The following is a 23,131-nucleotide window of genomic DNA, read 5'->3' as shown; positions in this document are numbered from 1 at the left end:
GCGAAGTGGAATCGGCTATGCTCGAAAGACCCCGTAGAGACCCTAACGTGAAGGACGCGCAGCGCGTGGCATCCCGCAAAACAGTGGCCCCGATAGACGATCCCGCCAGTTCGAAGACCTCGCCAGAGGACGCGGAGCCGTGGGGCACCACCAACCTGTGGTACCGGCGGGTCGAGGACAGCGGCCTTGATCGCATCGGCGAGGCCCATGCCGCCGCGCTCGCGGCCACCCATCCCGGCCGCATATGGCATTTCCTGCGGGACATGCCGCTCGGCCTCGTGCTCTACGACGACCAGTTTCGCCTCGTCTATCAGAACCTCGCGAGCGAAGTCATGACCGGTTATTCGTCTGCCGACTTCGCTGGCCAATCGCCAATTGGACTCTGGATACCGGAGAGTCAGCGCGCCACCATCTGCGAGATCCTCCGCCGCATGCGCGAGGAGGGTGTATCGCTGCGTGGGCGCGCCGTGCACGTGCGGCGCGACGGACGTCTTTCCTGGGTCCAGTGGTACACGACGCCGCTCTTCGATAACGATCGCTTCGTCGGCTATCTCGGCACGCATAGCGAACTGAGCGAGGAGGTGCGCGCGGCCAAGCATCAGGCGGAATTGCTGATCGATGCGGCGATCGATATCGCGATGGTCCAGCTCTCGCCCCAAGGCCACATCCTCGGCTGGAACAGCAACGCGGCCGCGTTGTTCGACTCCCACGCCAAAGAAGCGCTAGGCGTCCCTTTCGATATCCTGTTTCCCCTGAACGGAGCCGAGCGGGGCGTAGGCGCATCGCTGCTGACGCGTGCGCGTGCCGGAGAACGCCCGGAATATGAAGGCTGGCTCGGACGCACGAAAGAGTCGTCGTTCTGGGGACATTTGCGGCTCTACCCGCAGCGCGACGACGAAGGCGTCGTCTATGCACTCGTCATGGTGGCGCGCGATCTGAGTGAGCGTCGCCGCGCCGAGCAGCAGGTGCGTGAGAGCGAGGCACTCCTTTCGGCAATCGTGTCCGCGGCGAGCGATGCGATTCTCGGCATCGACGACGGCGACCGCGTTATCCTTTGCAACCCAGCGGCCGAACGCATCTTCGGCCACAGTGACGCCGAGTTGAAGGACGGTCCGCTGCCCGACATTCTGCCGCAAGGAGACGGCCTGCGATTGCTCGTCGATGCACGGCGGACTTTGTCGGGGAAACGTCACGACGGACGCATGCAGCATCTCGAAGTCTCCGCGACACGCACGAGCGCCGGAGAGCGGAGCTTCATCACGCTCGTCGCGCGCGACGTGACGGAGCGGGTCGAGTCCGAGCAGGCGGTCGAGCGCTATCGCGAGCAATTGTCGGCATTGACGCGCGACCTGATGAACGCCGAGCAGAAGACTAACCGCCGCCTGGCGCAACTGCTGCACGACCAGTTCGGCCAGACGCTCACTTCACTGCGCATCTTTGTGGATGCGGTGCGTGCGCGTCTGCCCACGAGCGACGATTCCATCGTGCAGAACGGATGGTCGCAGATATCGTCGCTCATTGATCGAGGCATGCGAGAAGTGCGCGAAGTGCTGGTCGAATTGCGGCCCGCGTTTTTGCAGGAGCAGGGGCTTGCGGTAGCGCTCGACAACGAAGTTCAGGCGCAGGCGGCGAAACATTCCGAGGTGCGCGTGACGCTGGACGCGGCGGATGCGCTTGCCGACCGGCGCTGGGCACCCGACGTCGAATATGCGGTGTTCATGGTGGCGCGTGAGGCTATTGCTAATGCGCTGCTGCACTCGCGTGGCACGCATGTTGCGGTTCAGCTAGAAGCGCTAGACGCAGCCGGGCTAGTCCTGACCGTTCGTGACGATGGCCGCGGCCTCGGTCGTGCCGAACAGGCGCTCAAACCTGGGCACCTCGGGCTCGTGGGCATGCGCGAGCGCGCGCTGGGCATTGGCGCGCAGCTGAGCGTGAGTTCTGGCGCCAGAAGGCGTGGCACGACGATCCAACTGAGGTATGCGCCGTGAGCGGGACCATTTATCTGGTCGACGATCACGCGGTGTTGCGCGACGGATTGCGCGCGCTGCTCGAACCGGCGGGATACCGGATCGTAGGCGAAGGCTGGATTCCGCAGACGGTGCTTCAAGACATCATGCGCGCACCGCCCGACGTCGTACTGCTTGACTTGTCGCTCGGCGAGCATTCGGGTCTCGAACTGCTTGGCGAGATGCACCGCCGCAAGCTGCCGTCACGCGTGCTGGTGCTGAGCATGCTTTCGCAGCCACGCCAGGTGCTCGACGCCGTGAGGATGGGCGCGATGGGCTACGTGCTCAAGGGATCGAAGGGCGGCGAGGTGATCGACGCACTGCGCAACGTGCTTGCCGGCCGCCATTACTGGAGCGCCGAGATTGCCGCGACGGCGCAGAAGGCGATGTCTTCGCCTGCGGTGCAGGAGCCTGCCGTGACGCTTTCGCTGCGTGAGCGGCAAGTACTGAATCTGGTGGTGCGGGGGCGCACGAGCGCCAGCATCGCGGAGTCGTTGCATTTATCGGTGAAGACAGTGGAGACTTATCGACTGCGTCTGATGCGCAAGCTTGGCGTCAGTGATATCACAGGTCTAATGCGACTTGCCTTCAAGGAAGGGATGCTCGACGCAGAGGGTCGCTGATAGCTTTTCTTCGGTTCCATGATTGACAGCCAGGGCCACTTCCATGTCGCGCGGTCTTTCGCTCAGCGATCGAGATCATACGAGGATGACTTTTCCTCGAATCGGCCACTCACTGCGATCATAACAACTTCGGATCGCAGCTGTTCACGGCGGATTCAACCGGTGGATGCAACACACTGAAGACTGCGCAAGCAGTAGGAGGTTGCATACACCGGTTGAATCCGCCGCCTGGCAACGTGCGTTAGACTAGCGATTGCTCCGCAGAGCGCCGAGCGCGTTTTCGCCCCTTCTACACTACGAAGCCCGCCGCTTTGGGGATGGGGCCGTCGATGTGCGAGTGCCTCCAATCGCGCGAAGATGCGCCGGCTGCGTTCGTCCATGGCACGGCCAAGCGAGGTGGGCAGCATGCCCGATGGCCGGCGTTCCAGCAGCCGTTCGCCGAGCGTTTCTTCGAGTTCCCGCGCGGAGCGCGTCACAGCCGATTGCGCGCGAAAGAGCAGCGCCGCTGCCCGGCTTGCACTGCCGTGTTCGACAACGATGGTGAACACACGCAATTGGGCGAGATTGAGCAGTTCGGCGCTCAGGGATGTGGAGTTGGCCAGGAGAGCGGACGTGCGAAGTAAACGCCGGGTCAGGCAGGGGTGCCGTAGAGCGGCAATATTTTCGATTCGAGCATGGCGATCGCCTGAATGGCAAGTTGTGACAGCGTGTGCTTGGTACTGGTTGCAATCGCAAGACGGCTGAAGAGTGTCGGCTCGGTAATGCGGATGATCTGGAAGCGCCGCTTGAGCGCATCGCTAGTAGTCGCATTGAGCGATAGCACTGCATAGCCGATACCCTCGCTGACCAGATCGAGAATCGAGGTCACTGCATCGACCTCCAGTTCGATCCGCAATCTTACGCCCTGCTCCGCGGCAGCCGCCTCGACCATCCGCCTGATCGCGTGCATGCGGCCGGGGATGATGAGCGGGTAGCGCACGATTTCCCGCAGCGCGATCGTTGCCGTGGGCTCGCGTACTGCCTCTGTGAGTGTATCGCCGCTGTCCGGGCCAATTAGAAACAGTTCCTCAGTAAAGATGGTTCGCTTGTCGATCAACGGCGTATCGAATGTGTCGTACAGGACCGCGACGTCGATGCGGCCCATCATCAGCCATTCGATCAGATAGGTGGACAAGCCTTGAGCCACCGAGATAGTCGCCCCGGGAAAGGAGGAACGAAAGCCACGGACGAGTTCATGCGTGGCGACTCTGGCAAAGCTGGGGGTAATGCCGATGCCGAAATGACCGCCGGGCGCGCCGTGCAACTCGTCCAGGTCCTGCGAGGCGCGCTGCACCTGCTGCAGGATACCTTTCGCATGCGCGAGCATCCGCTGGCCGGCCGGCGTCAGCGTCACGCCGCGGCCGGTGCGCTCGAGCAGCGTATGCCGCAATTCCACTTCCAGATGCCGCACCAGCCGGCTCAGGGCGGGCTGATTCGAGTCCAGCGTGATCGCGGCACGTGTAAAGCTGCCGAGTTCTGCGACGTGAACGAATGCCTCGAGCTGCTTCAGGTCCATTGTGGATAACCCATGCGAAATTCACATATCAGCTAGTTGAATATGGCGATTGTATCAATCCATCGTCGCGGCCACAATGCATTCAACCCATAGCAAGCCGCCCCGCGGCAATGACATCGAGACGACGCTCATGAAATCCTGCCTGCCGCCCGATCCCCACCCCGTTCAACCCGGCCAGCGTCTGCCCGCCGGCGCGTGTGACGCGCATTGCCACGTGTTCGGCCCGGCCGAAATCTTCCCGTATGCGCCGGACCGCAGTTATACGCCGCCCGATGCGCCTTTCGAGCGGCTTGTTGCGCTGCACGATTTTCTTGGCGCGAGCCGCGGCGTGATCGTCCAGGCGAGCTGCCACGGCACCGACAACACCGCCATGCTGGATGCAATTGCGCGCGGCAACGGGCGCTATCGCGGCGTCGCGATTGTTGACGGCGACGTCACCGACGAACAATTGGCTGACCTCGATGCGCGCGGCGTGCGTGGCGTGCGCTTCAATTTCGTCGCGCATCTGGGCGGTGCGCCCGATCTCGACGTTTTCGACTGCGTGCTCGAACGTATCGAGCGGCTTGGCTGGCACGTCGTGCTGCATCTCGATGCACAGGACATTCTCCAATACGCCGAGCGGATCGCGCGTATCAAGGTACCGTTCGTGATCGACCACATGGGCCGCGTACGCGCGGAAGCCGGGGTCGATCAGCAGCCTTTCCGCCAGCTTCTGGAACTGATGCGCAATCCGCTCGCCTGGGTCAAGGTGTGCGGGGCCGAGCGCGTGTCCGCGGGCCGCCGTCCGTTCGACGATGCGATTCCGTTCGCGCGCACCCTGATCGAAGCCGCGCCCGACCGCGTGCTATGGGGTACCGACTGGCCGCATCCAAACATCAGCAAGGACATGCCGAACGACGGCGAACTGGTTGATCTGCTGTTCCGCTTCTGTCCGGACGAGGCGCTGCGCGAACAACTGCTCGTGACTAACCCGGCGCGGCTTTACCGGTTCTAGCGGCTCGTTCGGCTAACAAACTTTTGAACTGCCACACCGAGAATGGCAGTCAGGCGGAAATCCGGAATCGACCGGCTTTTCGTTCACTATTCGAATCAGGAGACAACGATGACCGGTATGCATCGCCACGCGGATAATGCGGCCCCCTCGGCCGATCAGGAAGCAGCGTCATGAACAATAGTGCTGTCATGACGTCCCCCGCGCCCAGCGCGAAGAAACCCTTCTATCGCACGCTGTATTTCCACGTTTTGATCGCGATCCTGCTTGGCGTGCTGCTCGGTCATTTCGCGCCGTCGCTCGCCGTGCAGATGAAACCGCTCGGCGACGCGTTCATCAAGCTGGTCAAGATGGTGATTGGCCCGATCATTTTCTGCACCGTCGTCACTGGCATTGCCGGCATGGGCGACATCAGGAAGGTCGGGCGTGTCGGCGGCAAGGCGTTGCTGTATTTCGAAATCGTATCCACGGTATCGCTCGTCATTGGGCTCGTAGCCGGGCATCTGTTCCATCCCGGAAAAGGCTTCAATCTGAATCCAGCGACTATCGACACGAAAGCGCTCGCCGGATTCACGACTGCCGCGCATGAACAGAACACGGTCGACTTTCTGATGCACATCATTCCCGACACCGTAGTCAGTGCATTCTCGACCGGTAACGTGCTGCAGATTCTGCTGATCTCGGTGCTGTTCGGGGCAGCGCTTGCGGCTACGGGAGAATATGGCCTGCCGCTGGTTCGCATGATTGACCGGTTTGCACATACGTTCTTCGGCATCGTTCACATCATCATGAAGGTCGCGGCGATCGGCGCATTTGGATCGATCGCGTTCACGATCGGCACCTACGGGATCGGCGCTGTACTGCCATTGGTCAAGCTGATCGGGACGTTCTACCTGACGCTCGTCTTCTTCGTTCTGGTGGTGCTCGGCATCATTTCCCGGTTACTCGGCTTCAGCATCTTGCGCTTCCTTAGCTATATCCGTGAGGAAATTCTGATCGTGCTCGGGACGAGTTCGTCGGAAGCCGCGCTGCCGCGGATGCTCGAAAAGCTCGAACGGCTTGGCTGCTCGAAATCGGTGGTGGGTCTCGTGATTCCGGCCGGCTATTCATTCAATCTGGACGGCACCAACATCTATCTGACGATGGCCGTGCTTTTCATCGCGCAGGCCTTCAACATCGAACTCACCCTGACGCAGCAACTGACGCTCGTGGGCGTGGCGATGCTGACGTCAAAAGGTGCAAGCGGCGTGGCTGGCGCGGCCTTTGTGATGTTGACGTCGACATTGATGGTGTTCCCGATCATTCCTGTGTCCGGAATGGTGCTGATCCTCGGCATCCACCGCTTCATGGGAACCGGGCTCGCGATCGCAAACACCATCGGCAACGGCGTCGCCACGTTGGTCGTGTCCGCCTGGGAGCACGAGCTTGATCGTTCGAAACTGAACGCCGAAATGTCGCGCCGTCACATCGAATGATCGGTTAGCTGCGAGAAAAACCCTCCTGTATGTCCGTGTCTGTCTGCCTGTGCCAGCGGCGCAGGCAGCGGGAAACGTTCGCGCATAAAACAACAACTGGTTTGGAGACGAAATATGATGTCCCGTAAGAACAGCCGCACCTACGCGCTCTTGAATCACAACACGGCATGGCTGGGCGCGGCACTGCTCGCGGCCAGTGGGCTCGCCGCGCCTGCGGCGCACGCTGACGATTCACAGGCAGCCGCGGGCGCAGCGACGATGGCAGGCTCGGCAGTTCAGCTGTATGGACTGATCGGTATGTATCTCGCCAGTTCAAAACTGAGCACGACGCGCGCAAGCACGGTACAGCTAGGCGGCGGCGGGATGACCACGTCGTTCTGGGGCATGAGAGGCCGCGAGGACATTGGCGGTGGCAATGCGGTGTTTTTCGCTCTCGAAAGTTTTTTCAGGCCTAACACGGGGCAAATGGGGCGCAACACGACGGATGGCCTGTTTTCCCGCAATGCGTATGTCGGCCTGACCGGCGCATACGGCACATTCAAGTTCGGAGAGCAGACCAATCCAACCTATATAAACCAGATTTTCGTCAATCCGTTCGGTTCGTCTGTCGTGTTTTCGCCGCTGATTGTGCAGTCGTACACGGCGAGCTACAACAATACGCAGATCGGCGACACCGTTTGGGCCAACGCCATCGAGTATGTTTCGCCCAGCTACGGCGGCCTCACCGGCACCGCAATCTATGGCGTCAGTAGCACCGCGGGCCAACAGGGGAAGGACAACATCGGTTTGCATCTGACTTACGCAAACGGGCCGCTCACAGCGGTGTTCTCTGCGCAGCGCGTTCGGACGGCGGCAGTCGCGCCATCAAGCGGTCAGTACCTTTATCTTGCAGGCGCCGCGTACGATGCAAAGCTCGCCAAGTTCTACGGGGCCGCGCAGATGACGAGCAACAACGACGTCGAGACTGGCTCGCACACCTACGAGCTGGGCGTTTCCATACCGTTGTCGCCGTCGAACGTGATCCTTGCCGAATGGGCGCGCACGAAGCACAGCGCACCGCTGAACCATAGCAACGTACGCAACACCGGCTCCATTGCATACGACTACATCCTGTCGAAGCGCACGTATGTATACGCGGTCTATTCCTACGACAAACTGACGGCCAATCCGTCGGGCAGTACATACGGCGTTGGGATGCAGCATACGTTTTAAGGCGAGGCGACTCTGCAGTCGCAAAAGACTCGCTAACGAAGTCGGCGCGCATCATTCGCACCATCGCGCCGGTAACTCAACCAGTTTTTGGAGCGACGATGATCATCGACATTCACGGCCACTACACGACCGCGCCGAAGGCGCTCGAGACGTGGCGCAACCGCCAGATTGCGGGCATCGGGAGTCCTTCGGAGATGCCCAGGGTTTCCGAATTGCAGATCGGGGACGACGAGTTGCGCGAATCGATTGAAAGCAACCAGTTGCGGTTAATGCGCGAGCGCGGCCTCGATCTGACCATTTTCAGCCCGCGTGCGAGCTTCATGGCACATCACATTGGCGACTTCGAAGTCTCGAGCACGTGGGCCGCCATCTGTAACGAACTCTGCTACCGGGTGAGCCAGCTCTTTCCGGAGCATTTCATTCCGGCTGCGATGCTTCCCCAGAGCACTGGCGTGGACGTCGCCACCTGCATTCCCGAACTGGTGAAATGTGTCGAACAGTATGGCAACGTTGCGATCAATCTGAATCCGGACCCGTCGGGCGGCCACTGGACCAGCCCGCCACTGTCCGACCGCTACTGGTACCCGATCTACGAGAAGATGGTCGAGTACGACATGCCTGCGATGGTCCACGTCAGCACGAGTTGCAACGCGTGCTTCCACACCACTGGCGCACATTACCTGAACGCGGACACAACCGCGTTCATGCAGTGCCTGACCTCGGACCTGTTCCGCGACTTTCCGACGCTGCGCTTCGTGATTCCGCATGGCGGCGGCGCTGTACCGTACCACTGGGGTCGCTTTCGCGGGCTCGCCCAGGAGCTGAAGAAGCCGCTTCTGACGGAGCATCTGCTCAACAACGTCTTCTTCGATACCTGCGTCTATCACCAGCCGGGCATCGACCTGCTCACCCGCGTCATTCCTGTGGACAACATCCTGTTTGCTAGCGAGATGATCGGCGCGGTGCGCGGCATCGATCCGGAGACCGGCAACTATTTCGACGACACCAAGCGCTACATCGAGGCCGCGCACATCGACGCAGACGAGCGGTACAAGATTTACGAGGGCAACGCACGACGCGTGTACCCGCGTCTGGACGCAGCATTGAAAGCGAAGGGACATTGATCATGTATGAACTTGGAGTGGTGTATCGCAACATTCAGCGGGCAGGCAGCGACGTTGCCGCAAAGCTCGGTGCGCTCGGGACTGCCACGGTACACGAGGCAATGGGACGTACAGGACTGATGAAGCCCTACATGCGTCCGATCTATAGCGGCGCGCAGGCGAGCGGCACGGTTGTCACGGTCCTGCTGCAACCAGGCGACAACTGGATGCTGCACGTCGCGGCGGAGCAGATCCAGCAGGGCGACATCGTGGTTGCCGCTGTCACGGCCGATTCCACCGACGGCTTTTTTGGCGACCTGCTGGCGACGAGCTTCAAGGCGCGCGGCGCGCAAGGACTCATCATCGACGCAGGCGTGCGCGACGTGCGCGTGCTGGCGGAGATGAACTTCCCGGTATGGAGCAAGGCGATCTCGTCCAGGGGAACGGTCAAGGCGACGCTCGGATCCGTGAACATTCCCGTCGTGTGCGCCGGGGCGCTGGTGAATCCGGGAGATGTCGTCGTCGCGGATGACGACGGTGTGGTCGTGGTGCCCGCAGCATGGGCGGCGCAGGTGCTCGAAAAAGCGGCCGCGCGGGAAGCCAACGAAGGCGAAAAGCGCGCGAAGCTGGCCGCCGGCGTGCTCGGCCTGGATATGTACAACATGCGCGAGCCATTGCAACAGGCTGGACTGCGCTATATCGACCGAAAGGCAGAGAAAGCATGAGTGAGCAGATCACCGGCATCTCTTCGATGGCCACGCGTCAGGTGCTGGCCGAGCTGGTCGAAGAATATGGGCGGATATCGGGGCGGCGGGTGGCCATCGAGTCGGTTGGCGGCGTCGCCGCTGCCCGGCGCGTCCAGGAAGGCGAGCCGTTCGACATCGTCGTGCTTGCGGCCGACGCGCTCGACCGGCTTGCCGCAGCCGGCCGGATCGATCCGGCCAGTCGGATCGAACTGGTGCGTTCGGGCGTTGCGATTGCGGTAGCAGCCGGCGCTCCGCGGCCCGAGATCGGCACTGAAGCCGCGTTGCGCGACACCATTCTGGCCGCGCGTAGTATCGGCTACTCGACGGGGCCGAGCGGTTCGCACCTGGGCCGCCTGTTCGAACGCTGGGGCATCGCCGAGACCATTGCGCCGCGCATTGTGCAGGCGCCTCCGGGTATCCCGGTTGGCGCGCTTGTCGCGCGCGGGGAAGTCGAGTTGGGTTTCCAGCAATTGAGCGAGTTGATGCACTTGCCGGGCATCGATGTCATCGGCTCCCTGCCGCCCGGAATTCAGGTCATTACCGTCTTCTCGGCTGCAGTATGCAAGGCATCTGATCAGCATGCAGCCGCCGGGGAACTGATCTCCTTTCTGGCCTCGCCCCAGGCTGATTCCGTCAAGCTTCGCCATGGTATGGAACCAGCAGGAGGAGATAGTAGATAGCCTGGGCAAAGAGTCAGGGTCGCGGTTCCCGTCTCTTCACCAAGCTGGAAAAGACCGGCGATAGCTTCAATATCGACGGCGGCTGTCTGTATCTGGCGCGCGGGCGGCTTTGCGGCGACGCTACAGTCTTGGCGCATCCTGCCTTTGAAGGGAGCGGGTCTGCCGTTCGGCATCGACCACTCTTTCGCGGCCGCCGCGTCGACTACCGAAGTTATCGGCAACTCGATTGCGGTCCGCGTGCTGGCGGAAGGGGAGCGCATGTTTGACCAGCAGAAACTCGACGTCTACGTCAACCGCCGTCACGCGCTGCCGAACCATCGCCCTATCCGCAACCGAACATTGGCTTTGAGTTCGCGTGCAGGTCGGGCTCCCTCGCCTTCAACTTACACCTCCACTCGCAGAGAATGAGCATGGATCAGAACAGCAATCAGCATTTAGGCCGCGTCGCGATCATCGGCTTCGGAGAAGTCGGGCCCATCTTCGCTCAAGCATTGGCTGCCGCCGGCCATGAAGTGTCGGTCTTCGACATCAAGCTGCAAGACGCTGCGACGCGGCCGACGATCGTGCAGCGGGCCTGCGACTGTGGGGCCCATGTAGCCGACGACCTCGCAACCGCACTGCACGATGCGCAACTCGTTTTCTCCGTGGTCACAGCAAGCCAGGCAGAAGCGGTCGCCACGGCTGCGGCCGAATATCTGACGACCGGCCAGACCTTTCTAGACCTCAATTCGGTATCGCCCGCCGTCAAGCGGCGCAACTGCCAGCAGATCGAGCGCAACGGCGCGGACTACGTGGAAGCTGCGGTGATGGCGCCGGTCCCGCCGCAAGGTGTAAGGGTGCCGATGCTATTGGGCGGGCGGCTCGCAGCGCAAACTGCGGACGTTCTCAACGGGCTGGGCATGCGCACGGAAGTTGTGGCGCAGGAAGTCGGCCTCGCCTCAGCCATCAAGTTGTGCCGCAGCATTATGATCAAAGGCACGGAGGCGCTTTGTGTTCAATCGATGTTGGCGGCCAAACAGTTCGACGTCGAGGGCCACGTGCTTGCGTCGCTTGCCGCAAGCTTTCCAGGCATGGGATGGGATAAGGGCTACGAAGCGTATCTGATTGGCCGGGTCGTCGAGCACGGACAACGACGCTCCGAGGAAATGCGCGAAGCCGCGCTGATGCTCGAAAATTTGGGCATGTCGAGCGCCCTCGCCAGCGCGATTGCCGACGTGCAACAGGAACTCGCGGCGCGCGCTGCGCCACTGGTCAAGGCGCTCGAACCCGAGGGAAGCTTGCCCGAGTGGCGAAGCCTGCTGAAACCTTTCTGAGCCGTTTGACACCATCCGTGGGCACCGCAAACGGCTTTGTCAAGTTAGCCGAAGATGGTGTGCGCCGTCTGGACAAGATAAGGTATCCTTATTGGATAATTCCGACGCTACTCACGTCGGCCCAGGACTGCCAGACAAGCAGACGTGCCTGAAGTTCTGCGCGATGGCAGGCAGCCTTCATCTGGTGCCGGGGCAACGCGAAGTGCTGACGGATCGGACCGAAGCGGGAGAGAAACGCCTGCGTACGCCGGGGATCGCGAAAGCCTTGCATCTGGCGCTCGCGCCGGCGCGTAGGCTGGTGGCTGTTTTCCGCGCGGTTATTGACCCGGGCCGACGCTTTCACGAATACACGTTTCACGCCGGCCAGTTTGGGCACGTCCGCCTTTGCCGCCGGATAGCTACGCAGTTGATCGGTGACGATCTTTCGGGGCACCGGGTGTGACCGCAATACCCTCCTGAAGAAGCGTTTGGCCGCAGCCTTGTCGCGCCGCTTTTGCAACAGAACGTCCAGTTCGGTGCCGTGTTCGTCCACCGCGCGCCACAGCACGTACGACTCGCCGCGCAGCTTCACGAACACTTCCTCGAGGTGCCAGGTCGAACCCGCCTTGCCACGCACGGCCTTCGCGCAACGCGCAAACTGCGCACCAAACCGGTCACACCAGTTGCGCACCGATTCGTACGTGACACTCACGCCGCGCTCGAGTAGTAATTCCCCGATGTCCAGCAGGCTCAGGTTGAAGCGGTGGTACCACCGTACTGCGCAGCTGATGACCGATGCCGGGAAACGGAAACCGTAGTAAGGTGATTTGCTCTTCTTCATCCCGTCATTTTACCCGGCACGGTCATCAACTTGACAAAGCCGCGCCGCGCAGCAAGGCCACATGGCAAACCTTGGTGAACGTCGCGGGCCGCAGGTGGGAAATCGAGACCGGCTTCGAGGCGACCAAAGGCGAATGCGGACTCGATCAGTATGAGGTGCGCCGATGGCAGGGCTGGTATCGCCACATCACGCTGGCCCTGCTGGCCCATGCGGTACTCATCACCCTGCGGGTGCGCGGAAAAAAACTCTTGAAGGTTTGGTGCCGCTCAGTGTGCAGGAGATCTGCCGGCTGCTCTGTCGCATCCTGTGGCGCGGCGCTCGCTCTATCGCGTACGTGTTGTCTTGGTCGGCATGGCGGCGCCGACACCAGTACCGCGCCCAGCAGTGCCACTACCGAAGACGAGGATGTGTGCCCCCAGTTTACCTACATCTACGGCTGTAGTACTAAAATCGCAACAGGGGCGGCCCAAGGCGGATCTGCAGGCGATCTGGATGGCCGCGACACGCGTCGAGGCGTACGCCGCCTTCGATCGTTTCGTGACGGTCTATGCGGCGAAATATCCGAAGGCGACCGAAACGTTGAAGAAGGACCGGGAAAGTCTGTTGGCGTTTTACGACTTCCCGGCCGAGCACTGGCAGCATTTGCGCACGACGGATGAAATCGACAAGCCCCCGCTTGATATTTTTATGAGGTCGGCGTTCCCGGCCACGCCAGTGGTAACTCGCGTTTGTTGGGACGCGTCTGCTTCCATCGTGAGAACAGGCGTTGATAGGTGCGCTCGGCCTGCCCGGCTACGGCCCGTTCCTGATCACGTACGCTCTTCAGGCTGTAAGCGGCAGCCGATCCTTTGCGTGAGCCGTGTTGCGCCGGCATACCGGATTGCAACTCCAGGGCGCGCAGTTTGTGCGCGGTCAGCGCGGGACGATCCCAGGCGAACGGCTCATTGCGCGTGAGCACATACCACACGATGACCGCCAGTTTGCGTGCCGTCGCGACAATCGCGATCTGCTGACCGCGGCGGTCGCGCAAGCGCAGGAAGAAAGCGCGCAGAGGGCCGGGTGCCTGTGCAGCGCCCCAGGCCGCCTCGACGAGCAATCCTCGCGCGTACGAACGTCCCCGTTTGGTGATGTGGCCGTGCCTGGCGGGCGTTGGGCCCGACTGATAGACCGACGGGTTCAGCCCGAAGTAGCTCACCAGCTTCTCCGGACTGGGAAACCGCTCGACGGCGCCGATCGCCGACATCAGGCCGATTGCCACAATGGTGTTGACGCCGGTGATGGTCAGCAGTCTGCGTAGCCGCTCGTCGCCGATAGTGGCTTGCGCCAAAGCCCGATCCACCTCGTGCAGGTCCTCACTGAGACGGTCCAGTTCCCGCAGACGTTGCTCGACACCCAGACGCTCGTCCATCGGCAATGGCTGAGCACTAAGCCACCTGCGCCCCGTCCTCCCGAACAGATCAGTGGCGGGACACTGTCCGATCAGATGCGCAGCCAGCACCGCATGGATTTCGTTCTTGAGCCTTGTGCGTTGCCGCACGAGTTGGGACCGGCGCGAGACCTGTCGGCGTAGCGCCAGGGTGCTCTCGTCGGGCATCCAGATTTCCGGCAGAAAATGGCTTGCGTACAGTTGGGCCAGCACTACCGCATCAATCTTGTCCGTCTTGACGCGTGCCTCGGCGATGAGCCGTACCAGCAGTGGATTCGCAATTGCGACACGCGCGACGCGGAGGCGCAGTACGTTGACGATGGCGGCGGTATTGCCCGTCGCTTCGAGCACCACATGATCGGTGCTGCGCAGGCTTGCGGCAAAGCGCTCCAGTTCGTCGCGTCTGAGCCCGGCACGACCACCAGCATGCAGCACGCCGTCCTCCAGATACGCGATCTCAGCAACGGAGCGCGAAACATCCAGTCCTACGATTCGCATAACCGTTCTCCCATTCAGATGAATGTTGGGAGCCGGTGGGGCAGCACGACAACTACGGATTCGCGCTCGCAGCGCAACCGGGCGGGTCGCAGGGGCGGCCAACTACTAACACGAGCTCGCGGCTCATCGTGTAACAACGGCCTGCCCACCCGAAGTGCTCCCCAGTACCCCTTGTCCCGGATGGTCACACCATACGCCAGAACTGCACGGCGCGGGACCGTGAGGCACCGGCTATATCATGCCGGTTACGAATGCGATTGAGTCGACGTTCGCGACCGTGCGCCACCGCACTACGCGCACGCGCAACTGCGTGTCGCGACCGACCTTCCTTGGTCTGGCATTCAAGCTGATCGAGGAAGCCGAGAAAACCTGGCGCCGCATCAACGGCCCCGAACAGATCAAGCTGTTGCTGGAAGGCATTGACTTCAAGGACGGCGAACCGGTGAAAGACGATCAACCCGGTCAGCAGAAACTCGCCGCTTGACGTCTCTGGCCATCAACTGCCCATACACCAGACTTGACGTTATCTCTAAGAGGCGTCCACATAAGACCTTCCTTAACAGACCCAATAAGCCATTTTGTTAAGGGTTCTAAGTCGCATTCACAGTGTTCCGCGGATTACGTCCCATACGTTCGTCGCAATCCGGCAAACATACCGGCAGGCCGCACGCGCATAGCGGAGCATGCGCGCTATTGCTGGGTCGTGTCAGCGGCCGAACGGAGACACACGACGAGCGTGATGTAGACGAGGGCAGCGCAGACGCCGGCCAGCGTGCCGGATACGTCTCGCGCGCTGACGCCGCGTCGGAACTGGACCGGAATTCCCACCAGCAGGTACGCGACCGAGAACACGATGGCGGCCATCAAAGGCGGGGGCGCAAGGGAAGCAGCGATGCCAGGTAATGCGTGCATGGAAGAAAACTCCACTCAATCCGGAACGGCCGCTTTTCCTTCACGGCAAGTTACGGCGATTCATACGTCAGTGGCGCCGCGCGCCGGGCAAAACGCCAGTCGGCGCGACTCTGCGAGTAAGAACCCGTTAACGAAGCTGGGCGACCAACGCGTCCGCGCCCTTATCGAGGCCGGTCTCCGCGGCACTCAATGAACCGAACGCTGCCGGAAGGTTCATCGCGTTCGGATACTGCTTCGAAACGTATGCCTTCAGCAGTTGGCCATTGGCGCCGTCATAGACTTCCACGGCGTAGGAAACCGAGCCGCTGAACGCGCCCTGGCCGCCACGGATCGACTGCACGCCGTTATAAAGATTGCCCGCAAGGTCGAAGTGCATGACCTGTCCAACCAGCATCGTGGTCTTCTCAGCGCCCGTCAGTGTCAGCCTGATGCGCAGGGTGTTAGGGCCGGGCTGCTTCGCAACAGTGAACCGTGCCGCCAGTTTTTCCGAGAACGTCTTGCTCATGTACTCGGCGAGCGCGGCGCGGTCGGCGGCCTTCATGTCGCCGAACTGGTTATCGCTGCCCTGATAGACGACGGCCGGGTCCAGCATGACCTGCGTGTATCGTGACCAGACCACCGGAGCCGTGTACTTGTAGGGCACCTTGCGTGAATCGTCACTGCGGTTCTGCGTCAATTGCGACGAAGAGGAGATCCCCGTATAGGCGACCGGCTGCACGCCTGCGCAGGCGGTCAAGGTCAGTACCGCTGCGGCAGTGAAAAGAGGCGGGACGACGTTTTTCTTAAACATTGGGTGTTCCTGGGAGGGTAGATCGGGCGGAGAAAAGCGTCTTGGGTCAAGGCGGAGTCGATGAGGCCGAACAGTAGCATCGCCGTTATAGTTTGTAAACCGTCTATCCGGGTTGTTTATGGGTGACCGGTACGGTACAATCCCAATCCCCGGCATGAATTCTCTTGCGGCGGCGGTTTGCGGCAGGGCTCGCAGACTCCGGTTCACCGCTTCGAATGACGTGCCAGACACATAGCTACGCGGCAGCTATTGAGCCGGCGCCGCAATCATCGCGATCTCATCACTATCGACAATGGATAATCAGACCCGTTCGGAGATTTCCCGCAGAAGGGCAATTGCAGCCGCTTTTTCCATCCTCACCCGGGACGGTGTCGGTGGACTGACGTTCGATTCGTTATCGCGCGAAAGCGGCATCAGCAAGGGCGGACTGCTGCATCAGTTCCGCACCAAGCAAGGCGTGCTTTACGCGCTGCTGGAACATCAGCGGCAGCAGTTCGAGCAGATTGCGCGCAGCTATATTGCGAAAGAAGGGGCGTCGAAGGCCGAACCGAACCTGGCCGCCCAGATTGCAATTTATCGGGAATCCGTCAATCAGCCGCATTCCGTGGCACGCGCCATTCTCGCAGCGATTATCGAAAGCCCGACCTTGCTTGACGACATGAAGGTCGCTGACGCCGGGAAAATGCAGGCGTTGCAAGATGAAGCGGCCGACCTCGATTTGTCGTTGTTGAGATATTTTGCTGCCAGCGGGCTCGCATTTCATTCTCTGTTGGGATTGTCGCCGCTGGCCGATTCGACTCGTAACCGGCTGTTCGATCGACTCCTCGACGAAGAGAGCTGGCAAGGCCAGGCGTCACCGCCAAAACGCCGCAAACGGTCTGCGGGCTGACCCGCGCGGGTGGTGCGAATAGAGGGGCAATCGGGCGAATCTGCGTCTGAGCGTCCCTTTTGACTCAGTGGTCCGGTCTAAAAACAAACCGTCTAGGCGGGTTACAAATTGAAATTGCGGTGTTACTGTGGCGCCTCACATGAGTTGTCTCTCTGCGGCCCAGGTACGAACCCAACGGCGTCGATCGAATGAGGGCCGCGCGCTTCTGGGTTATGCGCCCCTAAGCGGATACCGAAAATGAACGAAACCAGATTAATTGCGTGTCACGAATGTGATTTGCTTCAGTGGAAGGCGCCCCTATTCGAACGCGGTACCGCGCGTTGTCAACGATGCGATGCAGCGCTCTACCGAAGTTTGCCGGCCATGCACGATCGCGCGCTCGCGCTCGCGTTCACGCTCGCTGCTGCGGTTCTGTTTGCGATTGCGAACTGTTTTCCGATCATCGGACTGCAGATCAACGGCGCGCTCGTTGAAACTACGCTATTTGAAGCAGTTTCTTCGCTGTACGCCGACGGTATGTGGCCTGTAGCGGGGCTCGTTCTGGTGACGACGATTCTGATGCCGGCATTGAACATAGCGGCGGTGATCTATCTGCTCCTGCCGCTGCATATCGGCGGATTGCCTCAACGTCCCGAGATTGTTCTGCGTGTGCTCAGGCACGTCGCGCCATGGGGGATGATCGAAGTGCTCATGCTTGCGATGCTGGTCGCGCTCGTCAAACTCCAGCACTTCGCGACCGTCGTTCCTGGCATCGCGATCTGGGCATTCGGCGCGGTGATGGTGCTGCTCGCGGCAGCCGCTGTTTCGTTCAATCCGCGTGATATCTGGACACGTGTCGAAAGCGTGGCAGGCGTCGTTGTCGTGTCACATGCGCTGCAGGCAGATGCCAATGCGGCTACTGCAGCACGTGCCGGTCTATTCGTTTGTCGCGACTGCGGCCTGCTGTCAAAACCGCTCGGTCATGTTCGTGGCGGAATTTGTCCGCGCTGCAACGCCGTGTTGCATCTGCGCAAGCCCAATAGCCTCGCACGCACCTGGGCATTCCTGCTGGCCGCGATGGTTCTCTATATCCCGGCCATCCTTCTGCCGGTCATGGTCACCAGTACTTTATTCAGCGCGCAATCCGACACGATTTTAAGCGGTGTTGTGTTTCTCTGGACCTCCGGATCGTGGGTGCTTGCCACGATCGTTTTCATTGCAAGCATCGTGGTGCCCATGCTCAAAATCCTGTCGCTAGCCTATCTCGCCTGGAGTACCCAGTTGCGCTCGTCCCACATGCCGCGCAAGCGTACGCGCATTTACCGGTGCGTGGAGTTGGTCGGCCGGTGGTCGATGCTCGATATCTACGTCATAACCATCCTTGTCGCGCTCGTGCAATTTGGTTCGGTTGCAACGATCGATGCGGGTCCCGGCGCGATAGCGTTCGGCGCAGTAGTTGTGCTGACCATGTTCGCCGCGCTGTCGTTCGATCCGCGGCTCATCTGGGACGCAGTGGAGCTGGACGGTGAATAAGTTGCCAGTGCAGAACGATGGTGAAGAGACAGCCGATTTTCCAACAGCAGTGACTGCGAAGCGGTCGAAGTGGCGCCTGCCGCTCGTATGGATCGTGCCGATTGTTGCCGTCCTGATAGCGGGCAGCCTTGCGATGCAGTCGATCATGCAAAAAGGCCCAACCATCACCATCAGCTTCACCACAGGTGAGGGCATCGAGGCCGGCAAGACGAAGATCAAGTTCAAGAATGTCGATATTGGCGTGATCAGAAGTCTCACACTTTCCGACGATCACAAGACCGTGCTTGCCAGCGCGGAGGTGTCGCGCAACGCGTCCAGCATGCTTGTCGACGATTCCCGCTTCTGGGTGGTTCGGCCGCGCATTGCGGGGGGCACCGTATCGGGCATCAGTACATTGATATCCGGGTCTCACATTGGCATGGACATCGGAACGTCGCAAAAAGCGCGGCGTGATTTCACCGGTCTCGAGTCTCCGCCTGTTCTCGCTTCGGGAGCGCCGGGGCGGGAGTTCGTCCTCAAGAGCGACAGCATCGGCTCGCTCGATATAGGTTCACCCGTATTTTTTCGCAAGCTTCAGGTTGGCCAGATCGTTTCTTACGCACTCGATCCCGACGGCGCGGGAATGACCGTGCACGTTTTTGTCAACGCGCCATACGACAAGTATGTCACGAACGACACCCGTTTCTGGCAAGCGAGCGGCGTTGACGTGAAGTTGGACACGACAGGCGTGAAGGTCAACACCGAGTCGCTGGTATCGATCCTGATCGGTGGCCTGGCGTTCGAGAATCCGCCTGACACAACCAACAGGATTGAAGCAGACCCGAAGCGTCAGTTCCAACTTTTCGGCGGTCGGGCCGATGCGATGAAGGAGCATGAGACGATCGTCGACAAATACGTGCTGAACTTCAAGGAGTCTGTCCGCGGATTGACTCTCGGCGCACCGATCGACTTCCGCGGGATCGTCATCGGCGAGGTGTCGGCGATCAATACGCACTTTGATCCGGCGACGAAGGAATTCAGTATCCCCGTCGAGGTCAGCTTTTTTCCGGAGCGCCTGATTTCGCGCGATGACGTCGGAAACGCTATGGCGGCAACGCCGGAAGAGCGGCAAGAGTTTGCAGACTATCTGGTGAAGAAGGGCTTGCGGGCGCAACTCAGAACGGCGAGCCTGTTGACCGGTCAACTCTATATCGCGATCGATTTCTTTCCCTCGGCGCCGAAGGCGACCATTGACTGGAGTAAGGCGACGCCTCAGTTGCCGACCATACCTGGCAACCTGCAGGGCTTGCAGGACTCCATTACAGCGCTCGTCGCCAAGTTGAACAAGATTCCATTTGAAGGTATCGGCAACGACCTGCGCAAAACGCTCAATGATGCGGATACGCTGACGAATACGATCAATGCCGATGTGGCGCCGGAGGCAAAAGCGACGCTGGCCACAGCACGTGATGCGATCACGTCGGTGAATCGCACGTTGCAAAGCGACTCGCCATTGCAGCAAAGCCTGGCGGAAACCATGCGCGAAGTGTCACGGACCGCGGCCTCGTTCCGCGCGCTGGCGGAGTACCTTCAGCGCCATCCAGAGGCGCTGCTCCGCGGCAAGACTGAGGACAAGTAAATGAGCCGACTAAGGTGCAGACTGGTGAACCGACACTTGAAGTTACCTTTGGTACTCCTTGGGCTGACGCTTTTCGCGGGGTGCGCAACGTCGCCGGAATCGAAGTTCTATACGTTGAGCCCGATTGAGGTTGCTGGACCGGCGGCGCCCGCCAATTCGGTTTCAATCTCAATCGCGATCGATCCGGTGACGGTTCCCGAACTGGTCGATCGACCGCAAATCGTTTCCTGGCTGGACGCGAACCGCGTGTCGATCGACGAGTTCGCGCGTTGGGCCGAGCCGTTGAAGAGTCAGATTTCACGCGTGCTAGCCGCGGATCTCGCGCAACGTATTCCGGGTGCGATCGTATCCAGTTATCCGCAACGTGTGGACGATAACGCCTATCGCGTATCGGTTGACGTGCAGAGCTTCGATTCGTCAGTGGGTGGCACCGAAATGCTGGCCGTTATCTGGTCGGTGCGTCCGCCGAAGCGAGGGGAGACTCTCAGCGGACGGACGGTTGTGCATGAACCCGTGAGCGGACCCGGCTATGATGCAATGATGGCGGCATACAGTCGAGCGCTTGCGTCCGTGTCCGGCGATATCGCCGTAGCGACGCGTTCGGCGATGCAGCGGTGAGACGAAGCGGGGAAGCTTCACATCATTGTCAATTCGGATGAGTAATCTCATGAATTGCAGTACTCCTTCAACCATGGGAACCGAAATGACAAAGATCAAATGGAATCATGCAGCAGCGTTCGCGCTTTCGCGGCGTCCCAGCTTGCTCACGCCGGCTCTGTCACGTTGACGAAGCTGTCGCGTAAAATTACCCCATGAAGAAAACAAAATCGCTTTACCACGGACATCGGTTCCCAGCAACGGTCATCAGCCTCGCAGTTCGGCGGTACTTCCGGTTTCAGCTTGGTCTGCGTGATATCGAGGAGCTGCTGTTCGAACGGTTCTGGTGCGAATTCGTGGTGAGCTAAAGTAGAGGCTTTAGCGGCGGTGATGCAGGATGGCGAAGAAGCTCCGGGATCTGGACGAACTGTTCAAAGGTCGGCACGTTGAACGCGAGCTCATCATTCTTTGTGTGCGCTGGTATTGCCGCGACAAGCTCTCGTATCGGGACCTCGTCGAAATGATGGTGGAACGCGGACTGCACGTCGCACATACGACCATCATGCACTGGGTCCAACGCTACGTGCCGGAATTCGAGAAGCGTTGGGCACGTTATGCGCGCAAAACCGGCCTCTCGTGGCGCGTCGACGAGACGTACGTGAAGGTGCGCGGGCGGTGGGTCTACCTGTACCGCGCCGTTGATCGCGATGGCAATATGGTCGACTTCAAGCTCAGTCCGAAACGTGACGTGGCGGCGGCTAAAGCCTTCCTGCGCAAGGCGCTCAGAACCCAGGGCCGGGCTCCCACCAGCATCACGCTCGATGGCTACGCGGCGTCACATCGGGCAGTGCGCGAACTGCCCGGCGAAAATCCGGCGTGGCGCAACACGAAGCGCCGCTCATCGAAATATTTTGAACAATCTGATCGAGCAGGATCATCGCGGCGTCAAGTCGCGGATTGGCCCCATGTTGGGGGTTCAGGAACTTCGACTGCGCGGCGATCACGCTGGCCGGCGTCGAACTCCTGCATCGCATTCGCAAGAACCGGTTTGCCATCGGTCGCCTGCGCATCAAAGACCAAACTCCGTCTGCAATCTGGAGTGCCGTGCTCGCGGCATGACGCGACGGGGGTGGCACACACTTCGCTCGCCCCCGATCCAAATTTTTGCACCACAACCGTTCGATTGGCCGTACAGGTAGGCGGTGGAGAGGCTAATGACCTTGACGTCGCCGTTTGCGCGCGGTTTCGATGGGCGGGTGATCGTGTCCGGCATGGTTGCTGTCAGTCCCCATACGTCGCCGACTTCCGGCGCGAGAATGACGTCCGCGTGCTGAAGCAGCGTGGCCTGCCGTGAGGAATGATTGAGGTAGTGGGTCGTCGGGAAGTTCATGAGCCCGAGCAGATCGACGACGGGCGCGTAGAGCGACTCCGCGAGCTTCACCAGCGTATCCATCGCGGCCTGCGTGCGCACGGCACGATCTGCGACGATCACCGGTGCCTTTGCACCGCATAGCAGCGCGGCCGCTGCGGCGAGTGCTTCGGGACTTCCCACGGGCGGCGACGCTTCGCGCAGCGGCGGTACGCGGATATCCCGCGGATCGGCGTTAGGTTGCTCTTGCAGTTCGGCGTCCGCGACAATCAACACCGGCTCCATGGGCGGCGTCACCGACATCGTGTAAGCCCGCATGAACGACTCGGCGTAATGCTGAAGCGACACGGGGTAATCGTCCCACTTGGTGTAGTCGCGCACGAGCGCGCCGAGATCCTGCGCCGTGTGATACCACTCCACGCCCGGGCGGCGTTTGGCGGCATCGGCCATGTTGCCTGCCAGCACCATCATCGGCACGCGGTCGCACCACGCGTTGTAGATCGCCATCGACGCATGCTGCAGACCGACCGTGCTGTGAACGAGGCAGGCCATCGGTTTGCCCGCGACCTTCGCATATCCATGCGCAATCGCGGCCGACGCCTCTTCGTGCGTACAGACGATCAATTGCGGATGCGTATCCCCGGCGTAATTGACGATCGACTCGTGAATACCACGAAAGGTCGATCCCGGCATCGCGGCGACATAGTCGATGCCGGCGGCCCGCAGCAGATCGACCATGAAGTCGGAGCCTGGATTGCCGATGTGCGCCGCGTCGGCGGCAGGCGTTTCGTCGAGCGAGGGCGCCAGCGTTTCGGCCGCAGTGAGCGCCGAAGAGGGTCTGCTAACTGCTGTTCCTTGTCGGTAGCCGCGGTTTGTGCGGCGCCCGTATCCGGCTTCACCAGCATCGCAGCCGTACCGGTGACCAGCGCGTCTTTCAGAAACTTACGTCGGGCAGTCACGTTCCTGTTTCCTTTTGTTATTGGTGAGGCCGGTTCA

General features: G+C 60.9%; 20 protein-coding genes and 6 pseudogenes. 18 read left to right on the top strand and 8 right to left on the bottom strand.

Annotation, left to right across the window (positions count from 1 at the left end; all coding sequences use genetic code 11):
* Positions 1–17 precede the first annotated feature (17 nt).
* Both B0G82_RS38470 and B0G82_RS38465 read left to right on the top strand, forming a co-directional pair.
* Positions 18–1,988 (top strand): PAS domain S-box protein, encoded by a 1,971-nt coding sequence (locus B0G82_RS38470; protein WP_121311422.1) that lies wholly within the window; start codon positions 18–20, stop codon positions 1,986–1,988.
* Positions 1,985–2,629, top strand: coding sequence for a response regulator transcription factor (locus B0G82_RS38465; RefSeq protein ID WP_121311421.1), 645 nt, complete (start codon positions 1,985–1,987; stop codon positions 2,627–2,629). The genes B0G82_RS38470 and B0G82_RS38465 overlap by 4 nt, the downstream gene beginning before the upstream one ends.
* Before the next feature lie 332 nt (positions 2,630–2,961).
* On the opposite strand, the pseudogene B0G82_RS40935 reads toward B0G82_RS38465, so the two are convergent.
* Positions 2,962–3,213: pseudogene (locus B0G82_RS40935) on the bottom strand (LysR family transcriptional regulator); the annotation flags it as partial.
* 47 nt (positions 3,214–3,260) lie between these two features.
* A complete protein-coding gene (locus tag B0G82_RS38455) occupies positions 3,261–4,184 on the bottom strand; it encodes a LysR family transcriptional regulator (RefSeq protein WP_121311419.1) in 924 nt (307 codons plus the stop codon).
* A 130-nt stretch (positions 4,185–4,314) separates the two neighbouring features.
* On the opposite strand from B0G82_RS38455, the gene B0G82_RS38450 reads away from it, so the two are divergent.
* The 7 genes from B0G82_RS38450 (at position 4,315) to B0G82_RS38415 (ending at position 11,704) form a co-directional block, all read left to right on the top strand.
* Positions 4,315–5,178, top strand: coding sequence for an amidohydrolase family protein (locus tag B0G82_RS38450; RefSeq protein ID WP_121311560.1), 864 nt, complete (start codon positions 4,315–4,317; stop codon positions 5,176–5,178).
* A gap of 170 nt (positions 5,179–5,348) precedes the next feature.
* Positions 5,349–6,650, top strand: a complete 1,302-nt coding sequence (locus tag B0G82_RS38445) for a dicarboxylate/amino acid:cation symporter (RefSeq protein WP_121311418.1) — start codon at positions 5,349–5,351, stop codon at positions 6,648–6,650.
* 117 nt (positions 6,651–6,767) lie between these two features.
* Positions 6,768–7,862 carry a porin gene (locus tag B0G82_RS38440; RefSeq protein ID WP_121311559.1) on the top strand — a complete coding sequence of 365 codons (1,095 nt, stop codon included), beginning with the start codon at positions 6,768–6,770 and terminating at the stop codon, positions 7,860–7,862.
* A gap of 98 nt (positions 7,863–7,960) precedes the next feature.
* Positions 7,961–8,986 carry an amidohydrolase family protein gene (locus tag B0G82_RS38435; RefSeq protein WP_121311417.1) on the top strand — a complete coding sequence of 342 codons (1,026 nt, stop codon included), beginning with the start codon at positions 7,961–7,963 and terminating at the stop codon, positions 8,984–8,986.
* A gap of 2 nt (positions 8,987–8,988) precedes the next feature.
* Positions 8,989–9,690, top strand: coding sequence for a 4-carboxy-4-hydroxy-2-oxoadipate aldolase/oxaloacetate decarboxylase (gene ligK / locus B0G82_RS38430; RefSeq protein WP_121311416.1), 702 nt, complete (start codon positions 8,989–8,991; stop codon positions 9,688–9,690).
* A complete protein-coding gene (locus B0G82_RS38425; RefSeq protein ID WP_241975135.1) occupies positions 9,687–10,391 on the top strand; it encodes a substrate-binding domain-containing protein in 705 nt (234 codons plus the stop codon). The genes ligK and B0G82_RS38425 overlap by 4 nt, the downstream gene beginning before the upstream one ends.
* Positions 10,392–10,801: 410 nt before the next feature.
* Entirely contained in the window at positions 10,802–11,704 is a 903-nt protein-coding gene (locus tag B0G82_RS38415; protein ID WP_121311414.1) for a DUF1932 domain-containing protein, read from the top strand.
* 88 nt (positions 11,705–11,792) lie between these two features.
* On the opposite strand, the gene B0G82_RS38410 is transcribed toward B0G82_RS38415, so the two are convergent.
* Positions 11,793–12,524: an IS6 family transposase gene (locus tag B0G82_RS38410; RefSeq protein ID WP_121311413.1), complete on the bottom strand. Its 732-nt coding sequence runs from the start codon at positions 12,522–12,524 to the stop codon at positions 11,793–11,795.
* A gap of 71 nt (positions 12,525–12,595) precedes the next feature.
* Here B0G82_RS38410 and B0G82_RS38405 point away from each other — a divergent pair.
* Together B0G82_RS38405 and B0G82_RS38400 are read left to right on the top strand one after the other, a co-directional pair.
* Positions 12,596–12,776 (top strand): annotated as a pseudogene (locus B0G82_RS38405) (IS701 family transposase); the annotation flags it as partial.
* A 195-nt stretch (positions 12,777–12,971) separates the two neighbouring features.
* A pseudogene (locus B0G82_RS38400) lies at positions 12,972–13,190 on the top strand (transposase); the annotation flags it as partial.
* Positions 13,191–13,209: 19 nt separating this feature from the next.
* Here B0G82_RS38400 and B0G82_RS38395 read toward each other — a convergent pair.
* On the bottom strand, positions 13,210–14,448 hold the full coding sequence (locus B0G82_RS38395) for an IS110 family transposase (RefSeq protein WP_121311412.1): 1,239 nt from the start codon (positions 14,446–14,448) through the stop codon (positions 13,210–13,212).
* A 247-nt stretch (positions 14,449–14,695) separates the two neighbouring features.
* Between B0G82_RS38395 and B0G82_RS38385 the strand changes: the two are divergent.
* A pseudogene (locus tag B0G82_RS38385) lies at positions 14,696–14,932 on the top strand (IS256 family transposase); the annotation flags it as partial.
* Between the two features lie 206 nt (positions 14,933–15,138).
* Here B0G82_RS38385 and B0G82_RS38380 read toward each other — a convergent pair.
* Both B0G82_RS38380 and B0G82_RS38375 read right to left on the bottom strand, forming a co-directional pair.
* Complete coding sequence (locus B0G82_RS38380; RefSeq protein WP_121311411.1) at positions 15,139–15,360, bottom strand: hypothetical protein; 222 nt, start codon at positions 15,358–15,360, stop codon at positions 15,139–15,141.
* A 127-nt stretch (positions 15,361–15,487) separates the two neighbouring features.
* Positions 15,488–16,150, bottom strand: coding sequence for a DUF3313 domain-containing protein (locus B0G82_RS38375; RefSeq protein ID WP_121311410.1), 663 nt, complete (start codon positions 16,148–16,150; stop codon positions 15,488–15,490).
* Between the two features lie 292 nt (positions 16,151–16,442).
* Here B0G82_RS38375 and B0G82_RS38370 point away from each other — a divergent pair, with 292 nt between their 5' ends.
* From B0G82_RS38370 to B0G82_RS41285, 6 genes and pseudogenes are all read left to right on the top strand, one after another.
* Positions 16,443–17,039, top strand: a complete 597-nt coding sequence (locus B0G82_RS38370; protein WP_121311409.1) for a TetR family transcriptional regulator — start codon at positions 16,443–16,445, stop codon at positions 17,037–17,039.
* Between the two features lie 237 nt (positions 17,040–17,276).
* The gene (locus tag B0G82_RS38365; RefSeq protein WP_121311408.1) at positions 17,277–18,551 is read left to right on the top strand and encodes a paraquat-inducible protein A; all 1,275 of its coding nucleotides are present in this window, start codon (positions 17,277–17,279) and stop codon (positions 18,549–18,551) included.
* Position 18,552: 1 nt separating this feature from the next.
* The gene (locus B0G82_RS38360) at positions 18,553–20,169 is read left to right on the top strand and encodes an MlaD family protein (protein ID WP_241975163.1); all 1,617 of its coding nucleotides are present in this window, start codon (positions 18,553–18,555) and stop codon (positions 20,167–20,169) included.
* A gap of 36 nt (positions 20,170–20,205) precedes the next feature.
* The gene (locus B0G82_RS38355) at positions 20,206–20,787 is read left to right on the top strand and encodes a PqiC family protein (RefSeq protein WP_241975133.1); all 582 of its coding nucleotides are present in this window, start codon (positions 20,206–20,208) and stop codon (positions 20,785–20,787) included.
* Between the two features lie 194 nt (positions 20,788–20,981).
* A pseudogene (locus B0G82_RS38350) lies at positions 20,982–21,107 on the top strand (IS6 family transposase); the annotation flags it as partial.
* Between the two features lie 56 nt (positions 21,108–21,163).
* Positions 21,164–21,625: pseudogene (locus B0G82_RS41285) on the top strand (IS6 family transposase); the annotation flags it as partial.
* Here B0G82_RS41285 and B0G82_RS41280 read toward each other — a convergent pair.
* Both B0G82_RS41280 and B0G82_RS38340 read right to left on the bottom strand, forming a co-directional pair.
* Positions 21,579–21,770, bottom strand: coding sequence for a hypothetical protein (locus tag B0G82_RS41280; protein ID WP_347237595.1), 192 nt, complete (start codon positions 21,768–21,770; stop codon positions 21,579–21,581). The pseudogene B0G82_RS41285 and the gene B0G82_RS41280 sit on opposite strands and share 47 nt — an antisense overlap.
* Positions 21,771–21,835: 65 nt before the next feature.
* Entirely contained in the window at positions 21,836–22,873 is a 1,038-nt protein-coding gene (locus B0G82_RS38340; RefSeq protein WP_241975132.1) for a thiamine pyrophosphate-binding protein, read from the bottom strand.
* Between the last annotated feature and the right edge of the window lie 258 nt (positions 22,874–23,131).

The sequence above is a fragment of the Paraburkholderia sp. BL17N1 genome, from assembly GCF_003634175.1.
GTDB lineage: Bacteria > Pseudomonadota > Gammaproteobacteria > Burkholderiales > Burkholderiaceae > Paraburkholderia.
The sequence above is the reverse complement of the archived record's forward strand: the minus strand, read 5'-3'. Positions and strand labels throughout refer to the sequence as shown.